This is a genomic window from Pseudarthrobacter arbutini, from assembly GCF_054510915.1.
Genome location: NZ_JBTNDQ010000018.1, coordinates 49,123 through 75,383 on the forward strand (window position 1 = coordinate 49,123; position 26,261 = coordinate 75,383).

The following is a 26,261-nucleotide window of genomic DNA, read 5'->3' on the forward strand; positions in this document are numbered from 1 at the left end:
CGCAGGTCCGCGGTCTTGAGCCCAGGCCCCTTGCTCCCTTGCCAAGGTCCTTGCCTGGTTCTTGCCAAGTACTTGCCGGATCAATCGAATATCGATAGCCTTACGTTGTTATTCGATACCCTAGGAGATCCATTGGGAAAGCTGCTCACCCTCGCCCTGCGCGCCGTGCTGGCGATTGCGCTTGCCGGTTCACTCTTTGTCCAGGTCCGGATGGTGCCGCTGCTGTCCATCGACCTGGAGGAATCCGGCACCGACGCAGGCGTGCGCATGCTGGCCCTCGCGATCATGGTCCTGGGCATCGCCGCCGTCCAGGTCACCCTGGTGTGCGTCTGGCGCCTGCTGACGATGGTGCGGCGCGGAACAGTGTTCTCGCACGCCGCTTTCCGCTACGTGGATGTCATCTTCTGGGCCGTTGCGGCCGCGTCCGTCTTGGTGTTCGCGCTTGCCGTGATGCTCGCGCCGGGTGACGCCGCCCGCGGCGTTGTGCTGCTGATCTGCGGGGCGTCGCTGCTGATCGCAGGAGTGGCCCTGATCATTCTGGTGCTCCGGGTACTGCTGGCCCAGGCGGTGGCCCGCGACGCCGAGGCGAACCACCTGCGCGCCGAGCTGGGCGAGGTGATCTGATGCCGATCATTGTTGACATCGATGTGATGCTGGCCAGGCGCAAAATGCCCGTGGGTGAACTGGCGGACCGGATCGGGATCACGCCGGCCAACCTTGCAGTCCTCAAGAACGGCCGCGCCAAAGCCGTGCGCTTCACCACCCTTGAGGCGCTGTGCGATGTCCTCGAATGCCAGCCCGGGGACCTGCTGCGCTGGGAGCCCGGGGAAGAGGAAGCCGCGACGGCCTGACTGCAGGCAGGCCCAAAGCCCTCCCCACTCCGAACACGCCATCAGGAACTCCGCCCGGCCATGCCATTTACAACGTTCTAAATACTCGGGATTCCCACCGGGCGCAAGGGTTGATTTGTGGCGCACACCCCCACTAAGTTACTGGGGAAGCGTTTTCCCAATCCAAAATTGAAAGGATTCACTGATGAATCCGAGCAGGATATCCGTACGCCGTTTTTCGGTGGCCGCAGCTGCGGGCCTCGCCCTGACCGTGGGGTGCCTCACCACCCCGGCAGCCGCCGTCGGGCCTTCCGCGAAGCCCGCCACGGCGGGCGTACAGCTGGATTATCTGGACCGCGGGCTGGTTGCTGCCGGCACGTCCGAGGGCGTCTTCCTGAGCTGGCGCCTCTTGGGCCACGAGGCAACGGGCTCGTCCGCCACAGGCCTCACCGGCACCGACTTCAATGTGTACCGCGACGGCCAGAAGCTCGCATCCGTCACGGACAGCACGAATTACCTTGACGCCGGCGGAACTGCGTCGTCGGCATATGACGTGCGTGCCGTCGTCGGCGGCGTTGAACTGGACCGGAGCGCCACTGCCACCTCGTGGGGCGGCAACTTCAAGGACATCCCGCTGAAGAAGCCGGCCGACGGCGTGACGCCCGCCGGCCAGGCGTACACCTACTCGGCGAACGATGCTTCGGTGGGAGATGTCGACGGCGATGGCCAGTACGAGTTCGTGGTCAAGTGGGATCCGAACAACTCCAAGGACGTCTCCCAGGTCGGCTACACGGGCAACACCTACGTGGACACCTACAAGGCCGACGGCACGCTGCTGCACCGCATCGATCTGGGCGTCAACATCCGGTCCGGCGCCCACTACACGCAGATGCTGGTGAACGATTTCGACGGCGACGGACGTTCGGAAATGATGTTCAAGACAGCCCCGGGCACCAAGTCCATCTCCTACAATCCGGACGGCTCCGTGGGCGCAGAGTCCTTCATCTCGCTGCTGCAGAAGGACCTCGACGCCGGCTATTCCAACTCCGACGATTACCGGATGAGCGCCGCCGACTACTACCAGCACATGGTGGACACGTTCCTGGGCTGGAGGGACCACCCCGATGTCAAGGCCGGCAACTGGCCCGCCACCCTGGAAGAAGCCTTCGGCATCGCCCCGCAGTACCAGTACCCGCTGTCCCGGACTGATGCAGAAGCGGTGACGGACTACTTCATGGATGTCTACGCGCCCGCCCGCAGCGCCCGGAACGCCCTGCGCGCCTTTGAGGGCTTCATCGTTTCCGGCCCGGAATACCTCACCGTCTTTGAGGGCGCCACGGGCAAGGAACTGAAGACGGTCGCGTATGAGCCCGGCCGGCACGACGACGGCCTGATGTGGGGCGACTACGCCATGGCCCGGATCGAACCCGGCAACCGCGTGGACAGGTTCCTGTCCGGCGTCGCATATTTGGACGGCAAGAAGCCCGCCGCCGTGTTTGCCCGCGGCTATTACACGCGCAGCACACTTGCCGCCTACACCTGGGACGGCGCCAACCTCTCCCCGGTGTGGAACGTGGACTCGGGCTGGACGCCCATGACCAACCCCTTCAAGGACAGCCCGCACGGGCGGGACGGCACGAACCCCGAGTTCGGCACCCTCACCACGCAGGGCTTCCACTCCCTCAGCACCTCCGACGTCGACGGTGATGGCAAGCAGGAAATTGTGTACGGCTCGGCCACCATCGACGACGACGGTTCGCTGCTCTACAGCTCGTCCGACACCATGCCGGCCGGCAGCGCCACCCCGCGAGAGGAGGCCCGGCTGGGCCACGGCGATGCCATGCATGTCACGGACATTGATCCGGCCCGCCCCGGCAAGGAGATCTTCACGGTGCACGAAGGCGGCACCTACGCCCCGTACGGCTATGCCATGCGCGACGCCGCCACCGGCGAGGTACTGTTCGGCGCCTATTCGGGGAAGGACACCGGCCGCGGCATGATCGGCGACGTGGATCCTGCAGTGCCCGGCATCGAAAACTGGGCCATTGGCATGCAGTCGGCCGACGGAGACAAGCTCTCCGCGACCTCGCCGGGCACCAACATGAGCATCAGATGGGCTGCCGACATGACAACCCAGATCATCAACGGCTCCGGCGACCAGACCCCCTCCATTGACGACTGGAAGCGCGGCAGGCTGCTCACCGCCACGGACACCCGGACCAACAACGGCACCAAAGGCACACCGAGCCTCGTTGCAGACGTAGTGGGTGACTGGCGCGAGGAAATGCTGGTCCGGACGGCCGACAGCTCGGCGCTCCGCATGTACCTGAGCACCGAAGTGACCAACCACAAGCTCTACACACTCATGCACGACCCGCAGTACCGCGCTGAAGTTGCCCGGCAGAACACCACGTACAACCAGCCGTCCTACACGGACTTCTACTTCGCTTCGGACATGCACTTCGGTGATGTGCCGCTGCGCGCGGCTTGGCTCCCGGGCAGCGTGAAGGCCCTTCAGCAGGCTTTGGAGGACCTGGTTGAGTCCGGCGACGTCGCCGGCCAGGTCGCGAAGCAGCTGGCAGCGAGTGTGCAGCAGGCGGCAAAGGCAGTGGACGACGGCGCTGCCTCCCAGGCGGCACAGGCCATCCAGCGCTTCGTGAAGTTCCTGGACCAGCAAAAGAAGCCGGATCAGGTATCCGACGTAGCGCGAACAGTACTCGACCACCAGGCCGGAAATATTCTACGGGCGTTCGAAGGCTAGGAAGGCGAAAGCACGGCAGACTGTTGAAATGACTCTCTCACCGCTCATCACGCTCAATGACGGCCACGGCATCCCGCAGCTGGGGCTCGGCACCTGGCCGCTGGACGACGAACAGGTGACTGCCGCCGTCGTACATGCCCTGGAAGCCGGATACCGGCACATCGATACGGCAGTGAAGTACGGCAATGAGAAAGGTGTTGGGAACGGCATCCGCGCCAGCGGGGTGGACCGGGGCAAAATCTTCGTCACCACCAAGCTGGACGGCCAGTTTCAGGGCCAGGACCGCGCGGTGGCGGGGTTGGAGGGGTCGCTGACACGCATGGGGCTGGACTACGTGGACCTGCTGCTGATCCACTGGCCGCTCCCTGCGCGTGATGATTTCGTCTCGACGTGGAAGACGTTTGAGCGGCTGCAGGCGGACGGCAAAGTCCGGTCCATCGGCGTCTCCAACTTCAAGCCGGCCCACCTTGAGCGGCTGCTGGCCGAAACCGGCGTGGTGCCGGCCGTGAACCAGATCCAGCTGAGCCCGGCGATCACCCGCGTGGCCGACCGCGAGTTCAATGCCCGGCACGGAATCGTCACCGAATCGTACAGTCCGCTGGGCGGCTCCGGAGCCAGCCTGCTGGGCGCTCCCCTCCTTGCCCAACTCGGTGAAAAGTACGACAAAACGCCGGCCCAGATGGTGCTGCGCTGGCATATTCAACAAGGACTTGTGGTCATTCCAAAATCAGGCGATCCCGAGCGGATGCGGGAGAATCTGGACATCTTCGATTTCTCCCTGGATCGGCAGGATCTCGCGGAACTTGCCATCCTGGACGAGGGGCCCGGCGCCGGCAACGATTCAGACACAACAGGGCACTGAGCGGGCCCGAACAGGCTTTCCATGGGGATTCGGAGTGGCGAAAATAAACTAAGCATGATTAGTATTAGGGCAGAGGGATTGAAGCGTACCCGGGATCCGGGGACCTCCCTGATGTAGGAAGAAGGAACGACAAAATGGGTTTCTTTGCATTTCTGATTCTTGGCCTTATTGCCGGCGCGATCGCTAAGGCGATCCTTCCGGGCAAGCAGGGTGGCGGATGGATCATCACCCTCATTCTGGGCGTTGTCGGGGCATTCCTCGGCGGCTGGCTCGGCGGACTGCTTTTCAATGCGCCGCTGCAGGAGTTCTTCTCGCTGCAGACCTGGCTGCTCGCGATCGCCGGCTCGATCATCGTGCTGCTGGTTTACAGCATGGTCACCAAGCGGAGCGTTCGCAGCTAGCGTCGTCACCGGCATGAATACCGGCCCCGGGACCAACATCCCGGGGCCGGTTTTCTTTCCCCCGGCCAAGCGGATCGGGGACTGACACCTTCTCAACGAGCAGGAGTTCACTATGAAATCAAAACTACTTCTAGGTATTGGCATCGCGGCAGGCTACGTCCTGGGATCGCGGTCCGGCCGGGCAGCGTACGACAAGCTCAAGGCCAGGGCGGCGAGCATCTGGGACAGTAAGCCGGTCCAGGACAAGGTCAGTGCCGCCACTGAGGCCATCAAGGAGAAGGCTCCCGAGGTGGCGGACCAGCTCGGTGAGGCCGCGCGCCGGGCGGGCACCGTCATCGGCTCGGCCGTCCACCACGACGCCGCGTCCGGTGCCAGCAAATCCAAAACGTCCGACGCCGGCGCCTCGGTGGGTGCCTACGGCACCGCGGCGGCTGGCAGCGCTGCGGCCGGCAGTACTGCGGTGGGCGATCACGTTCCCGCCCACAGCACGCACCCGGAAACGGTGAACCTGGGGACACCGGACGTTGAGTCAGACCCCGCGTTCAATGACAACCAGGGCCAGGACTGGTCTGGTGAAGGCGGCGCCACTGCTGCCGGCGCAGCCACGAACGTTGACCCCCGACGGGAATGATCGGGGATCGTTGTCGGGACGTTACGCGGGATTCGCCGTGTGACACGGAAGCCACGTTGAAATTGTGCTAAAAATGGTCGTTGCTGGCCGCCGCGCTCCTTGGGGGACGCGGCGGCCAGCCACGTCTCAGGTCATGGCCAGATGCCGTCTCAGGTGACCAGCTCGGCAGCACCGAACGACACGCTGAACTGAACGCACCACAGGTCAACTGACGGGTATTTCGGCAGGTCAACGTCGGCGGGAATCCGGTAAACCTGATTGCCCTGATTTCCTTTGATCAGGCCGAGGTCGTAGTAATCTGCGGAGCCAGCGGTGAACCAGCCGGCCGTCCCTTCCACCACGTGAGCGGCACTTAGCCAGACGTGCACATCCGGACCATTGGACGTATCCAGGTTTTCGAGCGTCAGCAGCCTGGCGCCGTCAGGCTGCTGTACGATCCGGACAGTTCCCGTGGTGGCGTGTTCATGGCTGATCAGCGTACCCACAGCAAGCTGCACCGGGCCTGCAGGCATGGGTGCCGGAGTCGGCGCCAGGGGTGTAGGCGGAGTCGGTTGTGCTTGCGCTGGACTGCTGGCCACGATGGGGAGCTGTTCATCCACTCTCACGTCCACAAAGAGAAGCCAGGGCTTGAACAGCACAAGTCCAATCACCAGACCCACCGCTGCAACGGCCGCCGCAGCGATCATCCAGGTCCGGCGTCGGTTTGGACTGTGCTTTCGGCTCATGGACTTTCCGCTCATGGAATCATCGTCCGCGTATCCGGCGACTGGCGCAACGGATCAGCCGTAGCCGGAATTTGTGGCTTTTTGGAGCTCAACCGCAGGACTGGCTTAAATGTCACACCCCCACGGCAGAGTATTCCCATGGAAGCTTTCGGGGATCAGCTCGCAGAGGCTGGCGGCACCGCCGTGCTGACGGCCGACGCCGGACTGGCTCCGGTGATCGCCTCGGTGAACGCTGCCGCCGCTTCTGCTCCCGGGACGCTGGCGATGGCCAGCTACGTCGAAGCCGCCGACTTCGCCGGACTGGTTGAGGAGCTCTCCCGGACCGTGGACTACCTCCAGATCCTCGCCGCGGGCGCGGTGGACCGCACCCGCACGCAGGCCATCACCGCCGCCGCAACCACACGCACCACCCGGGACTGGGTCACCGGGTGGGATAACGGCATTGAAACCCTGAACGAAACCGACGCCGCCTGGCCCGCCGGTACCACCGCCGGAACCCCAGAGACCGCCACCGGGAGCACCCGGAATGTGCCACGTTTCCCGGCCGATGACGGCTGCAAAAACACCGCCGAATTCCTGCGCCTCCGGCTCCGGATCGGGCGCAGCGAAGCCCACCGCCGCATCCACCTCGCCCACACCATCCTGCCCGCCACCACCCTCACCGGAGACCCCGCACGCCCATTGAAGGAACACCTCGCCGCAGCCCCCACCCCGACCTCCACTACCGGCAGCCCGGCAGAGACCAGCGCCGACGACGACGATGTAACCCCGTTTCAGGCCGTGACAGGGTCAGGGCCCGTGGTCTCCTCCCGCGCCGGGACCATCATCAGCGCCACCCTGGACCGCCTCAAACACCACACCACCCCGGAAAACCTGGACCGGATCGAACACGACCTCACCCACACCGCCGCCACCGCGGACCCCGACTTCCTCGCCCGCGTCGCCCGCCGCTGGGCCGACACCCTCGACGCCGACGGCACCGAACCCACCGAAGAAGCACTCCGCCACACCCAAGGCGCGTTCATCCGCAAACCCCGCCACGGCCTCCACCACCTCGAAATCTTCGCCACCACCGACCAATACGAACACTTCGCCACCGTCATGAACGCCGCCACCAACCCCCGCACCACCACAGCCACAGTGACCGGCACGGGGACCGGCGCAGCCACGGGTACAGAAGCCGGGTCCGAGACCGGCACTCCCGACACCGGGCAGGGCAACAACGTCTGGCAGGACAACGACCTCGACCTGGACCGACGCACCCGCTCCCAGAAACAACTCGACGGCATCATCGGCGCCCTCAAAGCCGCCCTCAGCACCAACCAACTCCCCACCACCGGCGGGAACCGCCCCCAAATCCTCGCCACCATCAACTACCAAGACCTCCTCCCCCACCCAGCCACAGCCACCGGCACTGGCACTGGCACTGGCACTGGCACTGGCACTGGCACTGGCGACAGATTGGCGGCAGGAACAGGCGCAGACAACAACAGCGGTAATGGGATTAGCACGGGAACGGGCACGGGCAGCTTCACGTTCACCGGGTCCGTCGCAGCCACTACCCTCCGCAAACTCGCCTGCGACGCCGACATCATCCCCGTCCTCCTCGGCACCGGCGGCGAAATCCTGGACCAAGGCCGCAAAACCCGGCTCTTCACCCCCGCCCAACGCCTCGCCCTCACCGCCCGCGACCAAGGCTGCACCTTCCCCAACTGCACCATCCCAGCCCCCTGGTGCGAAGCCCACCAGATCACCTACTGGTCACAACAAGGCCCCACCAACGTCAGCAACGGAGCCCTCCTCTGCTCCCATCACCACCACCTCATCCACCAAGAACAATGGACCATCCACACCCGCAACGGCGTCCCCTGGTTCACACCCCCACGCCACATCGACTCCACCCAAAAACCCCAACAAAACCACTACTTCAAACCACCACCCCCACCACCCAAACGCGAATAAACGCTGCAGCAACGCGAATAGACACTGCCACAGCGCGATAAGGCAGCCACAACGCGAATGGGCAGCCGCCCCCGCAGGAAGAGGTACCTGCCGGCGCCCGCGTTACTAGGGCCGGGCGCGTCCGACTACAACGGTGCCGTCCAGCTCTTCCGAGCGGACAGTCCTCACCGCGAAGCCCGCACTCGCCAGGATCGATGACGTTCCTGCGGCCTGCCGCTGGCTGGTTTCGATGATGAGATGCCCGCCCGGCCGCAGCCATTCGCTGGCCTCCGCAGCGACGCGGCGGTGGAACTCGAGTCCGTCAGTGCCGCCGTCGAGCGACCACAACGGTTCGTGCTCGCGTGCCTCGTGCGGCATGGAATCGATAGCACCGGTGGGGACATAGGGGGCGTTGACAACCATTACACTGATCCGCCCTCTGACGGCGGGCGGCAGCGCCTCAAACAGGTCGCCCTGGTGGACCTCACCACCCACACGGCCAATGTTCCGGCGGGCGCAGGCCACCGCAGCCGGGTCAATGTCCGCCGCATGGAGCTCCAGCCCCGGAATCCGGAAGGCGATGGCGGCCCCCACCGCACCGGACCCGCAACACAGGTCCACAACGACGGGCTCCGAATCCTCCCGGTGCTCCCGCTTCGGGTCCGCCGAGAGCAGGGCTGCGGCCTCATTCACCAAGAGCCCAGTGCGGCGGCGCGGAACAAAAACCCCAGCATCGAGCTCAATCCGGAGTCCGCAGAACTCGGCCCAGCCCAGGATGTGCTCCAGCGGGTACCCGGCAACGCGCTGCTCCACCGCCGCAGCGATTTCGGCCGGGCCGGACACCGCGGCGAGGAGGAGCCGGGCTTCCTCCTCCGCAAAGACGCACCCGGCCGAGCGCAGCCGCTCAGCGATCCCCAAAAGGGACTCAACATGAAATTCAGTGGCTGACATGCGTACACCTTCCGCGAACTGATGGGCGCCGAGCACCGTCGCCCGCCTCTGAATGTACGCGAAGATAGCCTCTGCCGGCCCAACCCAAAAGACTGGATTTATTCAGTGCAAGCGCTTACAGTGTGCCGTGGTTCACCTGGCGATCATCCCTGATCGCCAGCGCGAACCCCACCCCCCGACCGCCAACTGACGCCGCCCCACTCGCATCCCCACAGCAGCCTGAACAGCATCGCCACTACCAGGAAGGTCTCCTGACGTGAAAACACGCACCCGCAGAAGCTCAATCCAACGCCTCAACTATCCGATAACGCCATGGCTGGGACTGCTCGCCGCAGCCGTAGTTGCTTCCACTTCCGTCCTCCCGGCGCACGCGGCGCCGGGCCCGCAAGACCCAGGGTCGTCGTCGGCCCTTCACTCCCTCCGAGCCCCGGTGACGGACGAGAATTTCTACTTTGTGATGGCTGACCGCTTCAGCAACGGTGACACAACCAATGACGACGGCGGCCTGGGCAGCGACCCCATGGTGTCCGGCTTCAACCCGACGAAAAAGGGCTTCTACAACGGCGGCGACCTGGCCGGGCTGCTCGACAAGATCGACTACATCCAGGGCCTGGGCACCACGTCCATCTGGCTCACCCCCAGCTTCAAGAACAAGGCGGTACAGCCCGAGGACAATTCGGCCGGCTATCACGGCTACTGGATCACCGACTTCACCCAGATCGACCCCCATCTAGGAACCAACGACGAGTTGAAGGCCCTCATCGACGAAGCCCACTCGCGCGGCATGAAGGTGTACTTCGACATCATCACCAACCACACCGCGGACGTGATCGGCTACGAACAGGGCGCCCGCAAGAGCTACGTCTCCAAGGACGAGGTTCCGTACAAGACCGCGGCCGGTAAGGCCTTCGACGACCGCGACTTAGCAGGCTCCGACGACTTCCCGGAGCTTGATGCCAAGACGTCCTTCCCCTACGTCCCCGTTCTGGATAAAGCCGAGGAGAACCTGAAGGTCCCCGCCTGGCTGAACGATCCCACGCTGTACCACAACCGCGGCGACACCACCTTTGTAGGCGAGGACTCCTACTACGGCGACTTCTTCGGCCTCGATGACCTCTTCACCGAGAACCCCAAAGTGGTGGACGGCATGGCGGAGATCTACAAGACCTGGATCGGCGATTTCGGCGTGGACGGCTTCCGGATCGACACCATGAAGCACGTCAACAACGAGTTCTGGCAGGAATTCGGCCCGGAGGTGCTCAGCTACGCCAAGGCCCAGGGCAAGGACGAGTTCTTTATGTTCGGCGAAGTCTTCGACACGACCAAGTCCTTCACCTCCCAGTTCACCACCCGCAACCAGATGCAGGCCGTGCTGGACTTCCCGTTCCAGGAGGCCGCCCGGAACTTCGCGTCCAAGAGCCAGGACACCCGCTCGCTGGAAACATTCTTCGCCGGCGACGACTGGTACACCGACGCCGATTCCAACGTCTACCAACTGCCAACCTTCCTGGGCAACCACGACATGGGCCGCATCGGCAGCTTCATCGCCGCCGACAACCCGGGCTCAGCCGACACGGAGCAGGTGGCCCGCGACCAACTGGCCCACGAGCTGATGTATTTTTCCCGCGGCAACCCGGTGATCTATTACGGCGACGAGCAAGGCTTCACCGGCCCCGGCGGCGACCAGGACGCCCGGCAGACGCTCTTCGCCAGCCAGGTGCCGGAGTACCTCGACGACGACCTGCTGGGCACCGACGCCACGCACGCCACCGACAACTTCAACGCCGGCCACCTTCTGTATTCCAAGATCAGTGAGCTCGCGGCGTTGACCAAGGACCACCCGGCCCTGCGCGACGGCGCCCACCAGCACCGCTATGCCTCCGAAGGGCCCGGCATCTACGCCTTCTCCCGCACCGACGCGGAGGACCAGCGTGAGTATGTCGTCGCCCTGAACAACAGCGAACAGCCGCAGACGGCGGACGTGCCCACCTACATCGGCAAGCGCAGCTACACCCGGATTTATGGCGACGCCGCCGAGGAGTCCAAAACCTCCGCGGACGGGAAGCTGACGGTCACCGTACCGCCGCTGTCCGCTGTGGTCTACCAGTCATCGGGCCGCATTCCGCACTCCAAGGCGGCTCCCGCCGTCGCACTTCAGGAACCTGCCGCGGCACCGGCGGATAACGGCCGGATCAACGTGACGGCCGACGTCGGCGGTGCTTCGTTCTACGAGGTCACCTTTGAGGCCAGGACGGCGGGCGGTGGCTGGGCGCCGATCGGCACCGACGACACCGCGCCGTACCAGGTGTTCCACGATGTTGCTGCCCTGGAAGCAGGCACCGCCGTCGAATACCGCGCCACAGTGCTGGACAACGGGGGCCACCGGGCCACCAGCCAGCCCCGGGCAGCCTCAGTTCCGGCGCCGGTCCTCACGATCCAGAAGCCCCTGGAAGGAAGCAGCGTGGAGGGGGCCGTTGAGCTCAGCGCTACGGCCGATCCGGAAAAGTCCAACCACGTGGTGTCCTTCGCGCGCAACGTGGCCGGCGGCGAGTGGACGGCCGTAGGCTCCGATGACTCCTCACCGGTGTACTCGGTCACCGATGACCTGGCGGCACTCGAACTCGCGGACGGCACCCAGGTGCGCTACCGCGCGGTCATGAGCGGCCCCGGCTTCAGCGTGGTCAGCGAGCCGCGGACGGTAACGGTGGGCGAGGCTCCGCAGCCGGATTCGGTGACCGTGGCGGGGTCGCTGAACTCCGAGTTGGGCTGCCCTGCCGATTGGGGCCCGGCCTGCCCAGCCGCGTTCATGATCCTGGACCCGGCGGACAACATCTGGCGGCTCTCAGCAGACCTGCCAGCCGGGACGTACGAGTACAAGGCCGCGCTCAACGGCAGCTGGGACGTGAACTATGGCGCCGGCGGAGTCCTTGACGGCAGCAACATCGTGTTGGACCATCCTGGCGGGGCCGTCACATTTCGCTACGACAACAGCACACACGTCCTCAGCGCCGGGTACGCCTCCCAACAGCCGGGCGCTGTCGCCATCGCGGGGAGCCTGGACAACGAACTCGGGTGCGGCGCGGACTGGGAACCCACCTGCGACCAGGCCCAGCTGACGCTGGACCCGGCAACGCTGGTGTGGAAGCTGTCCGTGCCGGACCTGCCGGCCGGGACGTATGAGTTCAAGGCGGCGCTGAACCGCAATTGGGACATGAATTACGGGGCTGACGGGGTGCCCAACGGGGCCAACATCTCCTACACGCACGACGGCGGCGCGGTCACCTTCCGGTACGACCACGCCACCCACCTCCTCACGGCGGGATAGCCGCGGCTGGCTAGGGCTTGTCGCGGGTCTGGGTGCGTACCGTTTGCCCCAGGCCCGTGACGAACCGCCGGATGGCGAGCTCGGCAGTGAGCGGCTCCCCGAAGAACTGCCGCTGAAGAGTGGTGTCCGCGACGTACCGGCCGGTCTGGAACCACGCGATCATGGCAGCGAGGTCCTTGGCCATGGGGTTGACCGGCGCCAGCACGGTCCCCGCAGCCCGGACAACCCCGGCGGGGACGGACCGGACACGAAGGGGCCAGCCGGTGAGCCGGCCCGCAATGTCCGCGACGTCCTGCATGGCCACTGGCCGGTCCCAGCCGATGTCGATGCGCCGGCCCTCCAGATCCGGAAGGTCAACCGCCTCCGCAAGATAGCCGGCGAGGTCGGAGGTGAGCACGAATGTCAGCGGGATCCGCGGCGATCCGATCCAGCTGAGCCGCCCTTTGCTGAACGGGTCGCCGCCGAACCGGGTGACCTGGTCCAGGAACGCGCCCGGCCGAAGCGCCACAAACGGGACACCGAGTTCCTCCAGCTTGTCTTCGGTCAGCTTCTTATGCCAGAAGTGCGGAACCTTCGGGGTCTGGTCGCACGTGAGGATGCTGGTGAGGACAAACCGCCGGATGCCCGAGCGGCTGGCTGCCTCCACGAGGTTGGTGTTGCCCACCGTGTCGGTTCTCGGAGTGTCCCCCTTGCGGTGCCTGGTATAGCCCGCTGCCGAGGTGATCACGGCGTCGACGCCCTCCATCGCCCGCAGCAACGACCAGGGATCCATCATGTCGCCTCGCGCGATCTCCACCCCGGCAGCCTCGAGCACGGAGGCTTCCGAGCCGGGCCGCACCAGCGCCCGCACCCGCTTACCGCGCTTGAGCAGCTCCGTGGCAACCTGGCTGCCCAGCATGCCGGTGCCTCCCACTACGAGGACTGGCCCGTCGGTCATTGCGAATCCCCCAGCGCCTCCGAGACGGCACCCAGCAAGGCGTTGAACCGCGTGTTTCCGGGAAGGTCGTCGATAAACACCGGCTTACCGTCCGGACCGCCGAGCGGGACCTGCCAGTTCGGGTACAGCGCCTCGGTGGTACCGGGCTGGTTCTGCACGCGCCGCTCCCCCACGGCATCCACCAGCGCCACCCCGAGAAGGACCGACGGCGTCTGGGCCAGCAGGCGGTGCAGCGCCTCGATGGTGCGTTCCTCGCTGCCGGTGCTGCCGTAGCCACCGTCAGCGGAGACGCCACCGTCAGGCAGCAGGCCGCGTTCCCGCAGCAGCCCCATCATCTTTTCGAGCGTGGCCGCGTGGTCCGCCCGTTCTTCCGCCTCGGAGCGTTCCAGAAGGCCCAATCTGCTGCGAAGGGCCACGTGGTCACCCGCCAGGTAGCCGGCGGTGGGCGGCAGGTCGTGGGTGTTGACGCTGGCGAGGGCCTGCGTGCGGTACCGCTCCGGCGGCAGGGGTGAATCGCCGTCGTTCTCGAACCAGAGGATGGAGGTGCCCAGGATGCCGCGGGCAGCGAGGTAGTCGCGCACCCACGGCTCGAAGGTTCCCAGGTCCTCGCCGATCACCACGGCGCCGGCACGCTGGGCCTCCAGTGCCAGGATACCGATCAGCGCTTCGTGGTCGTACGTGACATAGGCGCCGTCGCGCGGGGAGTTGCCGGCCGGCACCCACCAGAGGCGGAACAGGCCCAGCACGTGGTCCACCCGGATGCCGCCGGCATGCCGGAGCACGGTGGAGAGCATGTTGCGGAACGGCGCGTAGCCTGCCTCCGCCAGGCGGGCTGGATGCCACGGCGGCTGATTCCAGTCCTGACCGAGCTGGTTGTACATGTCCGGCGGCGCCCCCACGCTGATCCCGGGCGCCAGGACACCGCGGAGGGTCCATGCGTCGGCGCTGCTGAGGTCCACGCCCACGGCAAGATCGTGCACCACGCCCAGCCGCATCCCCGCCCGGCGCGCAGCCTGCTGCGCGTTCTCAAGCTGCTCGTCACAGATCCACTGCAGCCAGCGGTGGAACCCGATCCTGTCGGCAAGCTTCCCGCGCAGTGACTCCGCCTCAGGGGAACCCAGCGCGCAGTCCGGGTCCGTCCAGACCGGATGGTCCGGTGCCAGGTCTTCCCGGATGGCGGACCACAGGGCGAAATCATCCAGCCCGGCGCCGGAGATCCGGCAGAATTCGTCGAACGCTGCTTGCCGCGCCGGCGAGCGCCGGGCGTGATAGAGAAGTTCCAGGGCCTGGAGCTTGGCAGCGTATACGGCATTCCGGTCCAGCCGTTCGCCGTCCTTGTTCAGGGCCTGGACCTGCTCCTGCAAGCTGTCCACCGCCGCGCGCTTACGCGGCTTCAGGTAGGCGATTTCGGGGATGGCCTCCACACGGATGTACAGCGGGTTGAAGAAGCGCCGCGTGGACGGCGAGTAGGGCGAGGGCTGGACCGGCGGCACGGGTTCCGCGGCGTGCAGCGGGTTGACCAGCACATAGTCCGCACCACGGGCGCCGCTGAGCGTGGCCAGGTCCGCGAGGTCGGCGAAGTCGCCGATCCCCCAGGACCGTTTGGACCGCACGGAGTAGAGCTGCGTGGCGAGACCCCATCCCCGACGCTCCACCAAGGAATCGGCGGTGGTGAGCCGCGCCGGAACCACCACCAGCGCGCCCTCGGCTGTGACGCCGTCGGACTCTGCCTGCAGCGCGTGCCAGCCCAGCGGCAACCCCGCCGGCACGGCGAAGGTGGCTCGGCCGGTGGCCACGCCGTCAACGTCCTGGGGCGGCACCCAGACGTCCTGCTGGACAGCTTCCACGGGCTCGCCCGTACCGGCCTCGAGCACAACTGTCAGACGCGCTGTCGAACCGTCCCGGACGTGGACGGGAACCAGTGCGGTTTGGCCCTGCTGGACCACGACGGCGGGCGGCAGCATCCGCCGCCACGGCGCCACTTCCGCCTCGGCCAGGGCAGCCTCGATCAGCTGGTTCGTGTGGGCCGGGACGCCCAGCGCCGCCAGGACCTTGGTCAGGGTCTCCGGGGCCACGCTGTGCGGCAGCCCGTCCCAGCCGTGGAACGAGGTGCCCACGCCGTGAACGTCGGCGAGGCGCTGGAGCAGGTGCCGGTCCACGGGCCCATGACCGGCGGCATCACCATCGCCCGGTGAAACCGGCGTGCCGAAAATGGGAGCGTGCTGCTGGTCTGGAGCCTTCATGGATGTCCGCCTCGTCTGGTGTGATGGGCCCGAACTTACATTGCTGCTTTGCACGCCGGAGCTTCGCTGCGCCCGGACACACTTTGCCTCCGATTATTGCAGGGCCGCCCCGGACTGCTCCAACGCCGCTTCGAACCGTTGACTTGTCTTGTGGACATCCCCTACCGTTCCTGTCACTGACAACGTTGTCTAGCCACTAGGCACGCGCGATGAAGGGCAACCCCTATCCATGCAGATCAACAAATCCCGAACGCTCCTTACGTGTTCGGCACTCACCCTGGCTGGCCTCAGCCTCACGGCAACGCTCGCCGGTTCGGCCCCGGCCTGGGGCACGGCAGCACCGGCAACCACGCCAGCCTCACGAAACGTTTCCGACGCTGACGCCGGCTCCGGAACGCCCCTCGGCGGGGAACAGTACCGGCCTGCCTTCCACTACACGCCAAAACAGAACTGGATGAACGACCCCAACGGGATGGTCTTCCACAAGGGCGTCTACCACCTGTATTACCAGCACAACCCGTCGGGAAACACGTGGGGCAACATGTCCTGGGGGCATGCCACGTCCAAGGACCTGACGCACTGGACGGAGCAGCCGGTGGCCATCGCCACCGATGACCAGCAGGACATCTTCTCCGGCAGCGTTGTGGTGGACAAGGACAACACCACAGGGTTCGGAACCGCGGAGAACCCGCCGCTGGTCGCCGTCTACACCAGCGCGTACAAGCCGGGCTCACCCCACCAGGGCCTGCAGGCACAATCGCTCGCCTACAGCCTGGATGACGGCCAGACCTGGACCAAGTACGACGCCAACCCGGTGCTGAACCGCAACTCGGCAAACTTCCGCGATCCCAAGGTCTTCTGGTACAGCACCCCCGATGGCGGCGGCTACTGGGTGATGGCCGCCGTCGAGGCCACAGACCACAAGGTCCTGCTGTACAAATCCGGAAATCTCAAGGACTGGACGCTCCTGAGCGAGTTCGGGCCGGCCAACGCCACCGGCGGGCTCTGGGAATGCCCGGACCTCTTCCCGCTGGCTGTTGACGGCGACCCCGCCAACATCAAATGGGTCATGGTGGTCAACATCAACCCCGGCGGAGTCGCGGGCGGATCGGCCGGTCAGTACTTTGTTGGCGACTTCGACGGCACCACCTTCACCTCCGAAACCACCAAAGGCAGCGATACCCTGCCTGCCGGGACACCGCTCGCCGGTTTCAACACCGGCACCTACGACGGCTGGACCGTGGCCAACGAGCCAGGAAACTGGAAGAACGGCCCGTTCGGAGATACGCCAGCCACCGGTTCGCTGCCGGGACAAAACACTGTGAGCGGCTTTGCCGGGGCAGGGCTGATCAACTCCTTCAACGACGGCGACTGGCCCGTGGGCACCGCGGAATCACCGCAGTTCACCGTCACCAGCGACTACCTGAACTTCCTGGTGGGCGGCGGCCAGCACCCCCGCGTCTCCGACAAGCTGGACAACACCCCGCCGGCCGGCGACCTCCTGTTCAACGGCTTCGAGGTTCCGGACGGAACATCAATGGCCGACGCCGGCTGGACCGGTACCGCCGACCTGGCACCTTCGTTCCAGCCCGCCACGTCCGGCGGTGACTTCTATATCGGCGCCAAGCGGATCAACACATTTGATACCGGCGGCGCACCGGGCGACGACAGGCAGGGAACGATGACGTCGCCGTCGTTCACGCTCTCCCGGGACTTCATGAGCATGCTGGTGGGCGGCGGACACCGGGCCGCGGGCTCGGGCCAGCAGCTGGACGTGCAGCTGCTGGTGGGCGGCAACGTAGTCCGCACCCTGGCCGGGGACGATGCCGGCGCCCTGAACTGGAAGGGCTGGGACGTTTCCGAGTTCGCCGGACAGGAAGCCCAACTGCGCATCGTGGACCAGGCCACCGGCGGCTGGGGCCACCTGACACTGGACCACGTGATGCTCACCGACCAGGCCGCGGTGCCGCGGTCCGACGAGACCACCGTGAACCTGGTGGTGGACGGCCAGGTGGTCCGGACCGCCACCGGCGCTAACAGCGAGGTCCTGGACTGGGCCTCCTGGAACGTTGCCGAATTCAAGGGACGGGAGGCCAGCATCAGGGTGGTGGACAACAACCGTTTCGGCTGGGGCCACATCCTGGCCGATGAGTTCGTGGCGTCGGAGCAGGCGGCCACACCGCGGATCCAGACCTACGACTGGCTGGACTACGGCCGGGATTACTATGCCTCCGTTTCGTTCGCCAACATGCCCCAGGACAAACGCGTGATGCTGGGCTGGATGAACAACTGGGACTACGCGCAGGCCATCCCCACTTCGCCGTGGCGCAGCGCCATGTCACTGCCCCGGGAAGTAGCGCTGACGCAGACTCCGGCCGGACCGCGCCTCACCCAGAGGGCTGTCAAGCAGGTGGATGACCTGGCTGCGAAGCCGAGCTACGCCGAGAAGCGCGCCCGGGACATTGCCCCGGGGACCACTGCGCTGCCCGCGGCAGCCTGGGGCCAGGTCCAGCGGATCGACGTCACGCTCGCGCCGGGCACAGCTTCACGGGCCGGAATCACCGTACTGGGGATCGGCAACACCGCCACCGAGATCGGCTACGACCGGACCACCGGCGAGGTGTACGTGGACCGGGAGAATTCGGGAGACACCGGCTTCCATCCGCTGTTCACCTCCGTGGACTCTGCGCCCGTCACCCTGGATGCAGACGGCACAGTCACCCTGCGGGTGTATGTCGACAGGTCTTCCGTGGAGGTCTTCACCCAAGGCGGGCAGCGGACCATCACGGACCAAGTGTTCCCCGAAGCGGGAGCTAACCAGGTGGCGCTCTTTGCCGACGGCGGCACGGCGCAGCTGAAGGCAATCACCGTGACTCCGCTGGCGCAGTCGATGTTCAGCACGTTGACCAACCCGGTCAAGGAGCGCCAGAAGTAGGCTGAACCGTCCCGGGCTTGTCCGCAGAACCCTGCCTTCAAGGTTAGGAATCGCGGACAAGCCCGGGACTGGCGTTTCCGGCGCGGACGGTCAGTGAAGCGCGTGACCTGTATCCCGGCTGGTCAGTGAACTGGCTGCAGCCAGGTCAGCACCGAACCGTCCTCTTCGATAAGGTCCGCGAGCTCGCCGTTGAACCGAGCGCCGTAGTCCGCGCTGATGTGCTCCTGGAAAGCGGCGTCGTCCTCGTAGACCTCGAAAACGAAGTACTCACGGGGATTCGCTTCCCGGGTGTAGGGCAGGAACAGCTGGTTCCCGGGTTCCTGTCTTACTTCGTTGGTCAACTGGCGCATCATCTCCGCCACCCGGTCTTCGCTGCCGGGCTTGACGGTGAATTCGGCGTAAAGCGTTTTGGTCATGATTGTCCCCTCGGGATTGCCTGGATCTGCTGGTGGTTGGGTTTGCTGAGCGATGAGTCGGCCGTGGATTGCAGCGGGATCGGATTGGATCTGTTGTGTTCAGCCAGCGGGCGGCGGGAGCTCTCCGGAGCCGCGCTGGATGAGCTCGGACGGAACAACGTATGTCTGCGGTGCGCTGCTATCGCCGTCGATCCGGGCGAGCAGACGTTCCGCGGCGAGCTTCCCAATCCGCTCCGGGTGCTGGGCGATGACCGTGATGCCCGGCTCCATCATGTCCGCCAAGGTGAAGTCGTCAAAGCCCACCAGAGCCACGCGGCGGCTGGCACCAAGTTCCTTCAGTGCGCGCATAACGCCGAACGTGATGAGGTTCTGGCTGGAGAAGATCGCCGTCGGAGGATGCTCGGCCGTGAGGATCTCCAGTGCGGCCAGCCGGGCAGACTCCTCGTCGTGAAGCCCCTCCCGGACCGGCACAGCGGCCGTCGCCTGTCCCGCCCGGCCCAGTTCCTCAATGAAGCCGCGACGCCGTTCCCGGGCGGTCTGAATATCCGGCCGGTCGCCCAGGTAGGCAAGCTTTGTGTGGCCGTGGGCCATGAGGTGGGCAGCTGCGCGCGCAGCGCCGACGGCGTTGTCCGTCACCACGGCGTCGGCCTCGATGCCCACGGGCTCGCGGTCAATGAAGACCATGGGCAGGTCCCGGGAATGTTCCGGGATGGCGTACGCCTGGCTCCGGGCGATGGGGGTCAGGACCAGGCCATCCACGCGCCGGCCGAGGAACGCGGACACGAGCGCCTTTTCCCGCTCGGGGTCATCGTCCAGGCTGGCGGCGAACACGGCAATCCCGCGGGCCGCCAGGGTGTCTTCCATTGCCCGGTGGATCTCGCTGCTGAACGGGTTGGCCACGCTGGGCAGGAGCAGCCCGATGGACAGTGTCTGGCGGCCTGTGCGTCGGAGGCTGCCCGCCGCCATGTCCAGCTGATAGTTGAGCTGCTGCGACGCCGCAAGCACCCTTTGCCGGGTGGCCTCGGAGACGCCCGGTTCGTCGTTCATCACCCTGGAGACGGTCTTAATGCCCACCCCGGCCAGCGCGGCAACATGTCGCATGGTGGGCCGGTTCGTGGCGGAGTCCGCCTGGTAACGATTCGACATCGTTGTCATTAACTCGCCCTTCATCATCGAATTTCACTTGACTCTACCTTGTGACGTTGATTACATGTGTTTTGACATCGTTGTCAGGCACGGGAAAGTGCCACGAACACAGGAGATTCAATGTTGAGTTCCAAAGCCACACCCACGCTTTCGCACCGCCTGCTGGCCATCGGCGCAGTCCTGACCCTCGGTACGCTCAGCCTCACCGCCTGCGGTGGCGGCACCTCCGCCGGCGCTGGAACCGCCACCGACGAGAAGGTGGGCGTCTCCCTGATCGTCAAGACCACCACCAACCCCTTCTTCATTGCGATGCAGGAAGGCGCCAAGAAGGCCGCAGAGGCCGACGGCGTTGACCTGAAGCTCGCCGCCGGCAAGGCCGACGGTGATGAGGACACGCAGATCCAGGCCATCGAGAACGCCATCTCCAAAGGCGACAAGGGAATCCTGATCACCCCGAACGGCCCGTCCGTCGTGGATGCCCTGAAGAAGGCCAAGGACGCCGGGCTCTTTGTGATCGCCCTTGATACCCCGCCGGACCCGGCCGATGCCGCGGACATCACCTTCGCCACGGACAACTTCGCCGCCGGGGAGCTGATCGGCAAATGGACCGCCGCGCAGCTGGGCGGCAAGAAGGCCACCATCGCCCTGCTTGACCTGTTCGACGACAAGGTTGTCTCCGTCGACTACAACCGCGACCAGGGCTTCCTCACGGGCCTGGGCATCGACACCGCGGACGCGAAGAAGAACGGGGACGAGGCCAAGACCGGCAAGTACACCGGCGGCAAGGGCGGCGACTACGAGATCGTCGGCAGCCAAGCCTCCCAGGGCGCCGAGGACGGCGGCCGTTCCGGCATGGAAAACCTGCTGTCCAAGAACCCGGACATCAACGTTGTCTACACCATCAACGAGCCCGCAGCAGCGGGCGCCTTCGAGGCCCTGAAGTCAGCAGGCAAGGAGAAGGACGTCCTGATCGTTTCGGTCGACGGCGGCTGCGCCGGCGTGGACAACGTCAAGTCCGGCGTCATCGGCGCCACCGCCCAGCAGTACCCGGTCAAGATGGCCGAAATGGGTGTCAAGGCCATCGTCGAACTGGCCAAGACCGGCAAGAAGCCGGCCAACTCCGCCGGACTGGACTTCTTCAACACCGGCGTTGAGCTGGTCACGGACAAGCCCGCCGACGGCGTCAAGAGCATCACCACTACCAAGGCCAGCGACATCTGCTGGGGCAAGTAAGGGCAGAACGATTACTTCAGGAGCAACCGTGACCCAGCAACAGACCGCCGGTCCGCCCGCCGCAGGCCAGGCCGACCTGGCGGAGGAATTCCTTGACCGCAGGACGCCGCTCAGCCGCATCCGCAACACCCTGCACAGATATCCTGCCCTCAGCCCGGCCATTGTGCTGATCGTCGCGGTGGTGGTGTTCGGGCTGCTCAATGACAGGTTCCTGCGGGTCGAAAACCTGTCGTTGATCACCCAGCAGGTGTCCGTCGTGGGCACCCTGGCTATTGCCCAGACACTGATTATCCTCACAGCAGGCATTGACCTGTCCGTGGGTGCAGTGATGATCCTTGCCTCCATGGTGGTGGCCCAACTGGCCGACTCTTACGGCCTGCCCGGGCCGCTGGCACTCGTCGCCGGCCTGGCGGTGGGCCTGGCCGCGGGCGCCCTGAACGGCTTCCTGGTCACCAGGTTCCGGCTGCCGCCGTTCATTGTGACCCTCGGAACCCTCAATATTTTCATTGCCCTGACGCTGCTGTATTCGGGCGGTTCCACGGTGCGCGGCTCAAGCATGCCGGGGCTGCTGACCTGGATGGGAAGCACATTCCCGGTGGGTCCCGTGCGCATTTCCACAGGCGTGGTCATGATGCTCCTGCTCTACGTCGCGGTGGCGTTCATCCTGGGCAAGACTGCCTGGGGACGCCACGTCTACGCCGTTGGCGATGACAAGGAAGCGGCCAGGCTGGCCGGCATCCCCGTCAACCGTGTCCTCATGAGTGTCTATCTGGCCGCAGGCGCTGTCCTGGCAGTGGGTGCGTGGATCCAAATCGGCCGGACCAACGCAGCCAGCCCCAACGCCGGGGTGGACCTGAACCTGGACTCCATCACCGCCGTCGTGATCGGTGGAACCAGCCTCTTCGGCGGGCGCGGTTCGGTGTGGGGCTCACTCCTGGGCGCGCTGATCGTGGGCGTGTTCCGCAACGGGCTGTCCCTCGCAGGCCTGGATGTGCTCTACCAGACCCTCGCCGTGGGCGTCCTTATCATCATTGCTGTGTCCGTGGACCAGTGGATCCGAAAGGTGAAATCATGACCGCCTCCCAGCTGGAGTCCACGGGCACGGAACTCCGCCAACCCATCCTGCAGGCCAGGAACCTCGTCAAGACTTTCGGCCGGGTGGTGGGGCTCGACGGCGTCAGCCTGGACCTCTATCCCGGCGAAGTCCTGGCGATCATCGGCGACAACGGGGCGGGCAAATCCACCCTGATCAAATGCCTCACAGGGGCAGAAGTCCCGGACTCCGGCGAGCTCTCTGTGTCAGGACAGCCGGTGCACTTCAAGCGACCGCAGGACGCCCGGGTCCACGGCATCGAAACCGTCTACCAGAACCTGGCGGTCTCGCCGGCCCTGGACGTCGCCTCCAACCTGTTCCTGGGCCGGGAGGAACGGCGTGCGGGACTCCTCGGGAGCGTGTTCCGGATGCTGGACACCAAAGGCATGCGCTTGAAGGCCAAACAGGAGCTGACGCGGCTCGGAATCTCCACGCTCCAGGACGTGACGGTGCCGGTGGAGAACCTCTCCGGCGGCCAGCGCCAGGCTGTCGCGGTGGCCCGCGCCGCGGCGTTCGGTTCAAAGGTAGTGGTGCTGGATGAGCCGACGGCGGCCCTGGGCGTCAGGGAGTCCAACCAGGTCCTGCAACTGGTCAAGGACCTCCGGGACCGGGGACTGCCCGTGATCCTGATCAGCCACAACATGCCGCACGTGTTCGACGTTGCTGACCGGATCCACATCCAGCGCCTGGGCAAGTGCGCTGCCACCATCACGCCGCAGTCCCACACGATGACCGATGCGGTGGCCATCATGACCGGTGCCGCCACCGCCTGACCGCACCACCCGACTGACCTCACCGCCGTCCGCGGGCCTGCATCAGGCCCGCGGACGGCCCCATGAAAGGCTCTCCCGTGCACAGCAAATCCCTTGGCCGCACCTCCGAGATTCCCCCGGCGGCCGCCGTAGACGTCGTCGTCATCGGCGAAGCGCTCGTTGACGTTGTCGCCTCAACCAACGGCCCCATCGAGCATCCGGGTGGCTCGCCGATGAACGTGGCCTACGGCCTGGGACGACTCGGCGTATCCACCGCGCTGCTGACGTCGCTGGGCGCAGACGCCCGCGGCGAGGCGATCGAAGCGCACCTGCGAAGCGCCGGCGTCGAACTCCTACCGGGCTCAAAGTCCGCTGCGCGAACAGCGTCCGCCACGGCAACCCTCGCCGCGGACGGCTCCGCCACATACGACTTCGACATCAGCTGGGAACTGGCGGCAGCGGCCCCCGCCCACCTGCCCAAAGTTCTACACACCGGATCCATCGCCACCTTCCTGGCGCCGGGCGCGACGGCGGTGCGGGCACTTCTGGAACAGTCGCACCGCGAGTGCCTCGTCACCTACGATCCGAACATCAGGCCCGCATTGCTGGACAGCCAGGCAGAGGCCGTGCGGATTTTCGAGGACCTGGTTCCGCTGACGGACGTGGTCAAGCTCAGCGATGAGGATGCCGCCTGGCTGTACCCGGGAGTCCGCCTCGAGGACGCGGCAGAACGGATCCTGCGGCTGGGCGCCGGACTGGCAGTGGTCACCCGCGGCGGAGAAGGTTCTTTGTTGGCGACGCCCGCCACACAGCTTTACATTCCGGCCATCCGGTCCACGGTGGCGGACACCATCGGTGCCGGTGATTCGTACATGGCGGCCCTGATCTGCGGCCTGTTGTCGCGCCGCACCGAGGGTCTGGGACAGGACGCCCTGGCCACGATCGGGCACATGGCGTCGAAGGCGGCAGCCATTACCGTTCGCCGGCCGGGCGCGAATCCTCCCACGGCTGTGGAGCTGGCTGCGGACGTGCCGGGGGCGGAAGTGAGCCAAGGAACGAAAGCTACTGCCGCCGTCGTGGTCTGAAGGAACTGATGTCCGGCGGCAGCCCTCAGGGCGCCGAATCCCGGATTTTCAGGTCAAAGCCCGCCTCCGCATGGACCCCGTCTGCCCTCGCTTCCAGCCCGTCAATCCGGTCGATCAGCAGCCCGACGGACCGTTCCGCAATCTCGTCCATGCCGGGCGACACGGTGGTGAGCGACGGCGAGGCGAACCGTGCCTCGTCGATGTCGTCAAAGCCCGCCACGGCAACGTCCTGGGGCACCTTCACGCCACGGACGAGCAGTTCGTGCATGGCGCCCAGGGCGAGGGCGTCGTTGAGCCCGAAGACGGCGTCGAACGGAATGCCGCGTTCCAGGAGGCCGGCGACGGCGGCTGCTCCCCCGTCGCGGCGCCATTCCCCGGGTGCCACCAGGGCCGGGTCAAACGGCACTCCGGAGTCCTCCAGTGCGCTCCGGTAACCGTTGAGCCGCAGGCCGGCCGAGCCCGCTGATTCGTCAGGATGGGCGCCGAGCACGGCAATACGACGGCGGCCTCCCGCCAGCAGGTGGGCGGTGAGGGCCTGGGCGGCGTCCTGGTTTCTCATGGTGACCAGATCCAGCCGGGGATCCTGAATGTTCTCGCCGAGCAGCACCACCGGCTTGCTGCCGCGGTGGGAGGCGACGGCGCCGGCCCTCATGACGAGTGGCGTGAACAGGAGTCCGTCGGTCAGTTGCCGCAGCGGACCCTGCAGGGCACCGAGTTCGTTGGCTTCCAGGGCGCCGGACTGTTCCACCAGCACGCGGTAGCCGCGCCGCTCCGCCGCCGTCATCACCCTCGAGGCCAGCTCTGCGTAGTACGGCGCCGCGAGGTCGGACAGCACCAGGCCCAGCATGTGCGTCTTCCCGGAGCGCAGGCTGCGAGCTGTCAGGTTCGCCTCGTAGCCCAGTGCGGCAATGGCGTCCTGGACCCGTTGCCTGGTGGCCGGCCGGATGAACTCGTAGTCGTTGAGCACGTTCGACACGGTCTTCAACGACACCCCGGCGACGCGCGCCACATCGTTCATGGTCACTGCCATGAGCGGTCAGCCTTTGGCAGCCTTGGCCGCCGCCTTTGCTGCCTGCTTGCTGGCCCGCACCTTCGCGAGCGATTCAGGACTCACGATGTCGGCGACCGAAAGGAAGGAATTTTCCTCGCCGTAGTGGCCGGCCGCCTCGCGCCATCCCGGTGTGTTCAGCCCGCGCTGCTTCCCCAGGAGCGCAAGGAAAATCTTTGCCTTCTGCTCCCCGAATCCGGGCAGTGCCTGCAGGCGGCGCAGCACCTCCGGGCCGTCCGGGTCGCCTTTGGTCCAGATCAGCGTCGCGTCGCCGTCCCAGTCATGCTGCACCGTCTCGGCGAGCGCCTGGACACGTCCCGCCATCGAGCCGGGGAACCGGTGCACCGCGGGCCGTTCCTTGAACACGTCGACGAAAGCCTGAGGTTCGTACGCCGCAACCGCGGCCGGGGCGATGGACCCGATCCGGGCCCGGATCTTCTCCGGCCCGGCAAAGGCGGATTCCATGGTTACCTGCTGGTCCAGCAGCATGCCTGTCAGCAGCGCAAACGCGTCATCGGTCAGCAGTTGGTCGGCGGCCGGGTCGCCGGTGATATGCAGTTCCATGGCCCTCATCTTTCCACCTCCCGCGGCCGGCGTCATGACCTGGAGTTTTTGTCCATGTAATGGGACTTCGCCAGTCGTTTTGCGCGCATTACCTGGACAAAAACTCGGGTCCGGACACGAAGTTGCCGCCCGGTACCGGACAGTGGAAACACCAAGTTCGCGCTGAACGCCGGCTCGATGGTGATCTTGCCGGCGGAGGAGAACTCATCAGCACCGAGTTGAGTAGTCCTTCCGAAAAACCAAGTACTACCTAATTTGAAAAACAAGTACCGATTACGCGGTTGCCGGGGACCATGCCAGAACTACGTTCGAGTAATGAGTTAAGACTCGCAAATCGCACTGGTTTGGATGTCTCACTAGGGGGTTGTGGGAAGGATGAATA

The 26,261-nt window shown here is 65.8% G+C and carries 21 protein-coding genes; 13 read left to right on the plus strand and 8 right to left on the minus strand.

The genetic code is table 11. The annotated features are described in order from the left end of the window. The first annotated feature begins 132 nt into the window (after positions 1-132). From ACX80V_RS18580 to ACX80V_RS18605, 6 genes are all read left to right on the plus strand, one after another. The gene (locus tag ACX80V_RS18580; protein WP_485844396.1) at positions 133-624 is read left to right on the plus strand and encodes a DUF2975 domain-containing protein; all 492 of its coding nucleotides are present in this window, start codon (positions 133-135) and stop codon (positions 622-624) included. Then, the gene (locus ACX80V_RS18585) at positions 624-851 is read left to right on the plus strand and encodes a helix-turn-helix domain-containing protein (RefSeq protein ID WP_485844397.1); all 228 of its coding nucleotides are present in this window, start codon (positions 624-626) and stop codon (positions 849-851) included. The genes ACX80V_RS18580 and ACX80V_RS18585 overlap by 1 nt, the downstream gene beginning before the upstream one ends. A 184-nt stretch (positions 852-1,035) precedes the next feature. Continuing rightward, positions 1,036-3,591, plus strand: coding sequence for a rhamnogalacturonan lyase (locus tag ACX80V_RS18590; protein ID WP_485844398.1), 2,556 nt, complete (start codon positions 1,036-1,038; stop codon positions 3,589-3,591). A 28-nt stretch (positions 3,592-3,619) separates the two neighbouring features. Further along, the gene (locus tag ACX80V_RS18595) at positions 3,620-4,453 is read left to right on the plus strand and encodes an aldo/keto reductase (RefSeq protein WP_485844399.1); all 834 of its coding nucleotides are present in this window, start codon (positions 3,620-3,622) and stop codon (positions 4,451-4,453) included. A 134-nt stretch (positions 4,454-4,587) separates the two neighbouring features. Then, a complete protein-coding gene (locus ACX80V_RS18600; RefSeq protein WP_058930334.1) occupies positions 4,588-4,854 on the plus strand; it encodes a GlsB/YeaQ/YmgE family stress response membrane protein in 267 nt (88 codons plus the stop codon). A gap of 112 nt (positions 4,855-4,966) precedes the next feature. Beyond that, positions 4,967-5,485: a hypothetical protein gene (locus ACX80V_RS18605; RefSeq protein WP_485844400.1), complete on the plus strand. Its 519-nt coding sequence runs from the start codon at positions 4,967-4,969 to the stop codon at positions 5,483-5,485. A 149-nt stretch (positions 5,486-5,634) separates the two neighbouring features. Here ACX80V_RS18605 and ACX80V_RS18610 read toward each other — a convergent pair whose 3' ends face one another. Next, the gene (locus ACX80V_RS18610) at positions 5,635-6,225 is read right to left on the minus strand and encodes a DM13 domain-containing protein (RefSeq protein ID WP_485844401.1); all 591 of its coding nucleotides are present in this window, start codon (positions 6,223-6,225) and stop codon (positions 5,635-5,637) included. Between the two features lie 123 nt (positions 6,226-6,348). Between ACX80V_RS18610 and ACX80V_RS18615 the strand changes: the two genes are divergently transcribed. Then, positions 6,349-8,172, plus strand: coding sequence for an HNH endonuclease signature motif containing protein (locus ACX80V_RS18615; protein WP_485844402.1), 1,824 nt, complete (start codon positions 6,349-6,351; stop codon positions 8,170-8,172). A 105-nt stretch (positions 8,173-8,277) separates the two neighbouring features. Here the strand turns inward: ACX80V_RS18615 and ACX80V_RS18620 are convergent, their stop codons facing one another. Further along, a complete protein-coding gene (locus ACX80V_RS18620) occupies positions 8,278-9,102 on the minus strand; it encodes a putative protein N(5)-glutamine methyltransferase (protein WP_485844403.1) in 825 nt (274 codons plus the stop codon). A gap of 283 nt (positions 9,103-9,385) precedes the next feature. Between ACX80V_RS18620 and ACX80V_RS18625 the strand changes: the two genes are divergently transcribed. Beyond that, on the plus strand, positions 9,386-12,427 hold the full coding sequence (locus ACX80V_RS18625) for an alpha-amylase family glycosyl hydrolase (protein WP_485844444.1): 3,042 nt from the start codon (positions 9,386-9,388) through the stop codon (positions 12,425-12,427). 10 nt (positions 12,428-12,437) lie between these two features. Here ACX80V_RS18625 and ACX80V_RS18630 read toward each other — a convergent pair whose 3' ends face one another. Then, the gene (locus ACX80V_RS18630; protein WP_485844404.1) at positions 12,438-13,364 is read right to left on the minus strand and encodes an SDR family oxidoreductase; all 927 of its coding nucleotides are present in this window, start codon (positions 13,362-13,364) and stop codon (positions 12,438-12,440) included. Further along, positions 13,361-15,607 (minus strand): 4-alpha-glucanotransferase, encoded by a 2,247-nt coding sequence (malQ, locus tag ACX80V_RS18635; RefSeq protein ID WP_485844405.1) that lies wholly within the window; start codon positions 15,605-15,607, stop codon positions 13,361-13,363. Before malQ ends, ACX80V_RS18630 begins: the two co-directional genes overlap by 4 nt. A gap of 229 nt (positions 15,608-15,836) precedes the next feature. Between malQ and ACX80V_RS18640 the strand changes: the two genes are divergently transcribed. After that, entirely contained in the window at positions 15,837-18,542 is a 2,706-nt protein-coding gene (locus ACX80V_RS18640) for a GH32 C-terminal domain-containing protein (RefSeq protein WP_485844406.1), read from the plus strand. A 122-nt stretch (positions 18,543-18,664) separates the two neighbouring features. Here the strand turns inward: ACX80V_RS18640 and ACX80V_RS18645 are convergent, their stop codons facing one another. Then, on the minus strand, positions 18,665-18,958 hold the full coding sequence (locus tag ACX80V_RS18645; protein ID WP_485844407.1) for a putative quinol monooxygenase: 294 nt from the start codon (positions 18,956-18,958) through the stop codon (positions 18,665-18,667). Positions 18,959-19,057: 99 nt separating this feature from the next. Then, positions 19,058-20,059: a LacI family DNA-binding transcriptional regulator gene (locus ACX80V_RS18650; protein WP_485844445.1), complete on the minus strand. Its 1,002-nt coding sequence runs from the start codon at positions 20,057-20,059 to the stop codon at positions 19,058-19,060. Positions 20,060-20,224: 165 nt separating this feature from the next. On the opposite strand from ACX80V_RS18650, the gene ACX80V_RS18655 reads away from it, so the two are divergent. From ACX80V_RS18655 to ACX80V_RS18670, 4 genes are all read left to right on the plus strand, one after another. Beyond that, positions 20,225-21,337 (plus strand): substrate-binding domain-containing protein, encoded by a 1,113-nt coding sequence (locus ACX80V_RS18655; protein WP_485844408.1) that lies wholly within the window; start codon positions 20,225-20,227, stop codon positions 21,335-21,337. 28 nt (positions 21,338-21,365) lie between these two features. Then, positions 21,366-22,412: an ABC transporter permease gene (locus ACX80V_RS18660; RefSeq protein WP_485844409.1), complete on the plus strand. Its 1,047-nt coding sequence runs from the start codon at positions 21,366-21,368 to the stop codon at positions 22,410-22,412. After that, positions 22,409-23,203: an ATP-binding cassette domain-containing protein gene (locus tag ACX80V_RS18665; protein ID WP_485844410.1), complete on the plus strand. Its 795-nt coding sequence runs from the start codon at positions 22,409-22,411 to the stop codon at positions 23,201-23,203. Before ACX80V_RS18660 ends, ACX80V_RS18665 begins: the two co-directional genes overlap by 4 nt. Positions 23,204-23,280: 77 nt before the next feature. Further along, on the plus strand, positions 23,281-24,267 hold the full coding sequence (locus ACX80V_RS18670; RefSeq protein ID WP_485844411.1) for a carbohydrate kinase family protein: 987 nt from the start codon (positions 23,281-23,283) through the stop codon (positions 24,265-24,267). A gap of 25 nt (positions 24,268-24,292) precedes the next feature. Here the strand turns inward: ACX80V_RS18670 and ACX80V_RS18675 are convergent, their stop codons facing one another. Together ACX80V_RS18675 and ACX80V_RS18680 are read right to left on the minus strand one after the other, a co-directional pair. Beyond that, positions 24,293-25,297 carry a LacI family DNA-binding transcriptional regulator gene (locus tag ACX80V_RS18675; RefSeq protein WP_485844412.1) on the minus strand — a complete coding sequence of 335 codons (1,005 nt, stop codon included), beginning with the start codon at positions 25,295-25,297 and terminating at the stop codon, positions 24,293-24,295. A gap of 6 nt (positions 25,298-25,303) precedes the next feature. After that, positions 25,304-25,888: an HhH-GPD-type base excision DNA repair protein gene (locus ACX80V_RS18680; RefSeq protein ID WP_485844413.1), complete on the minus strand. Its 585-nt coding sequence runs from the start codon at positions 25,886-25,888 to the stop codon at positions 25,304-25,306. Positions 25,889-26,261 lie beyond the last annotated feature (373 nt).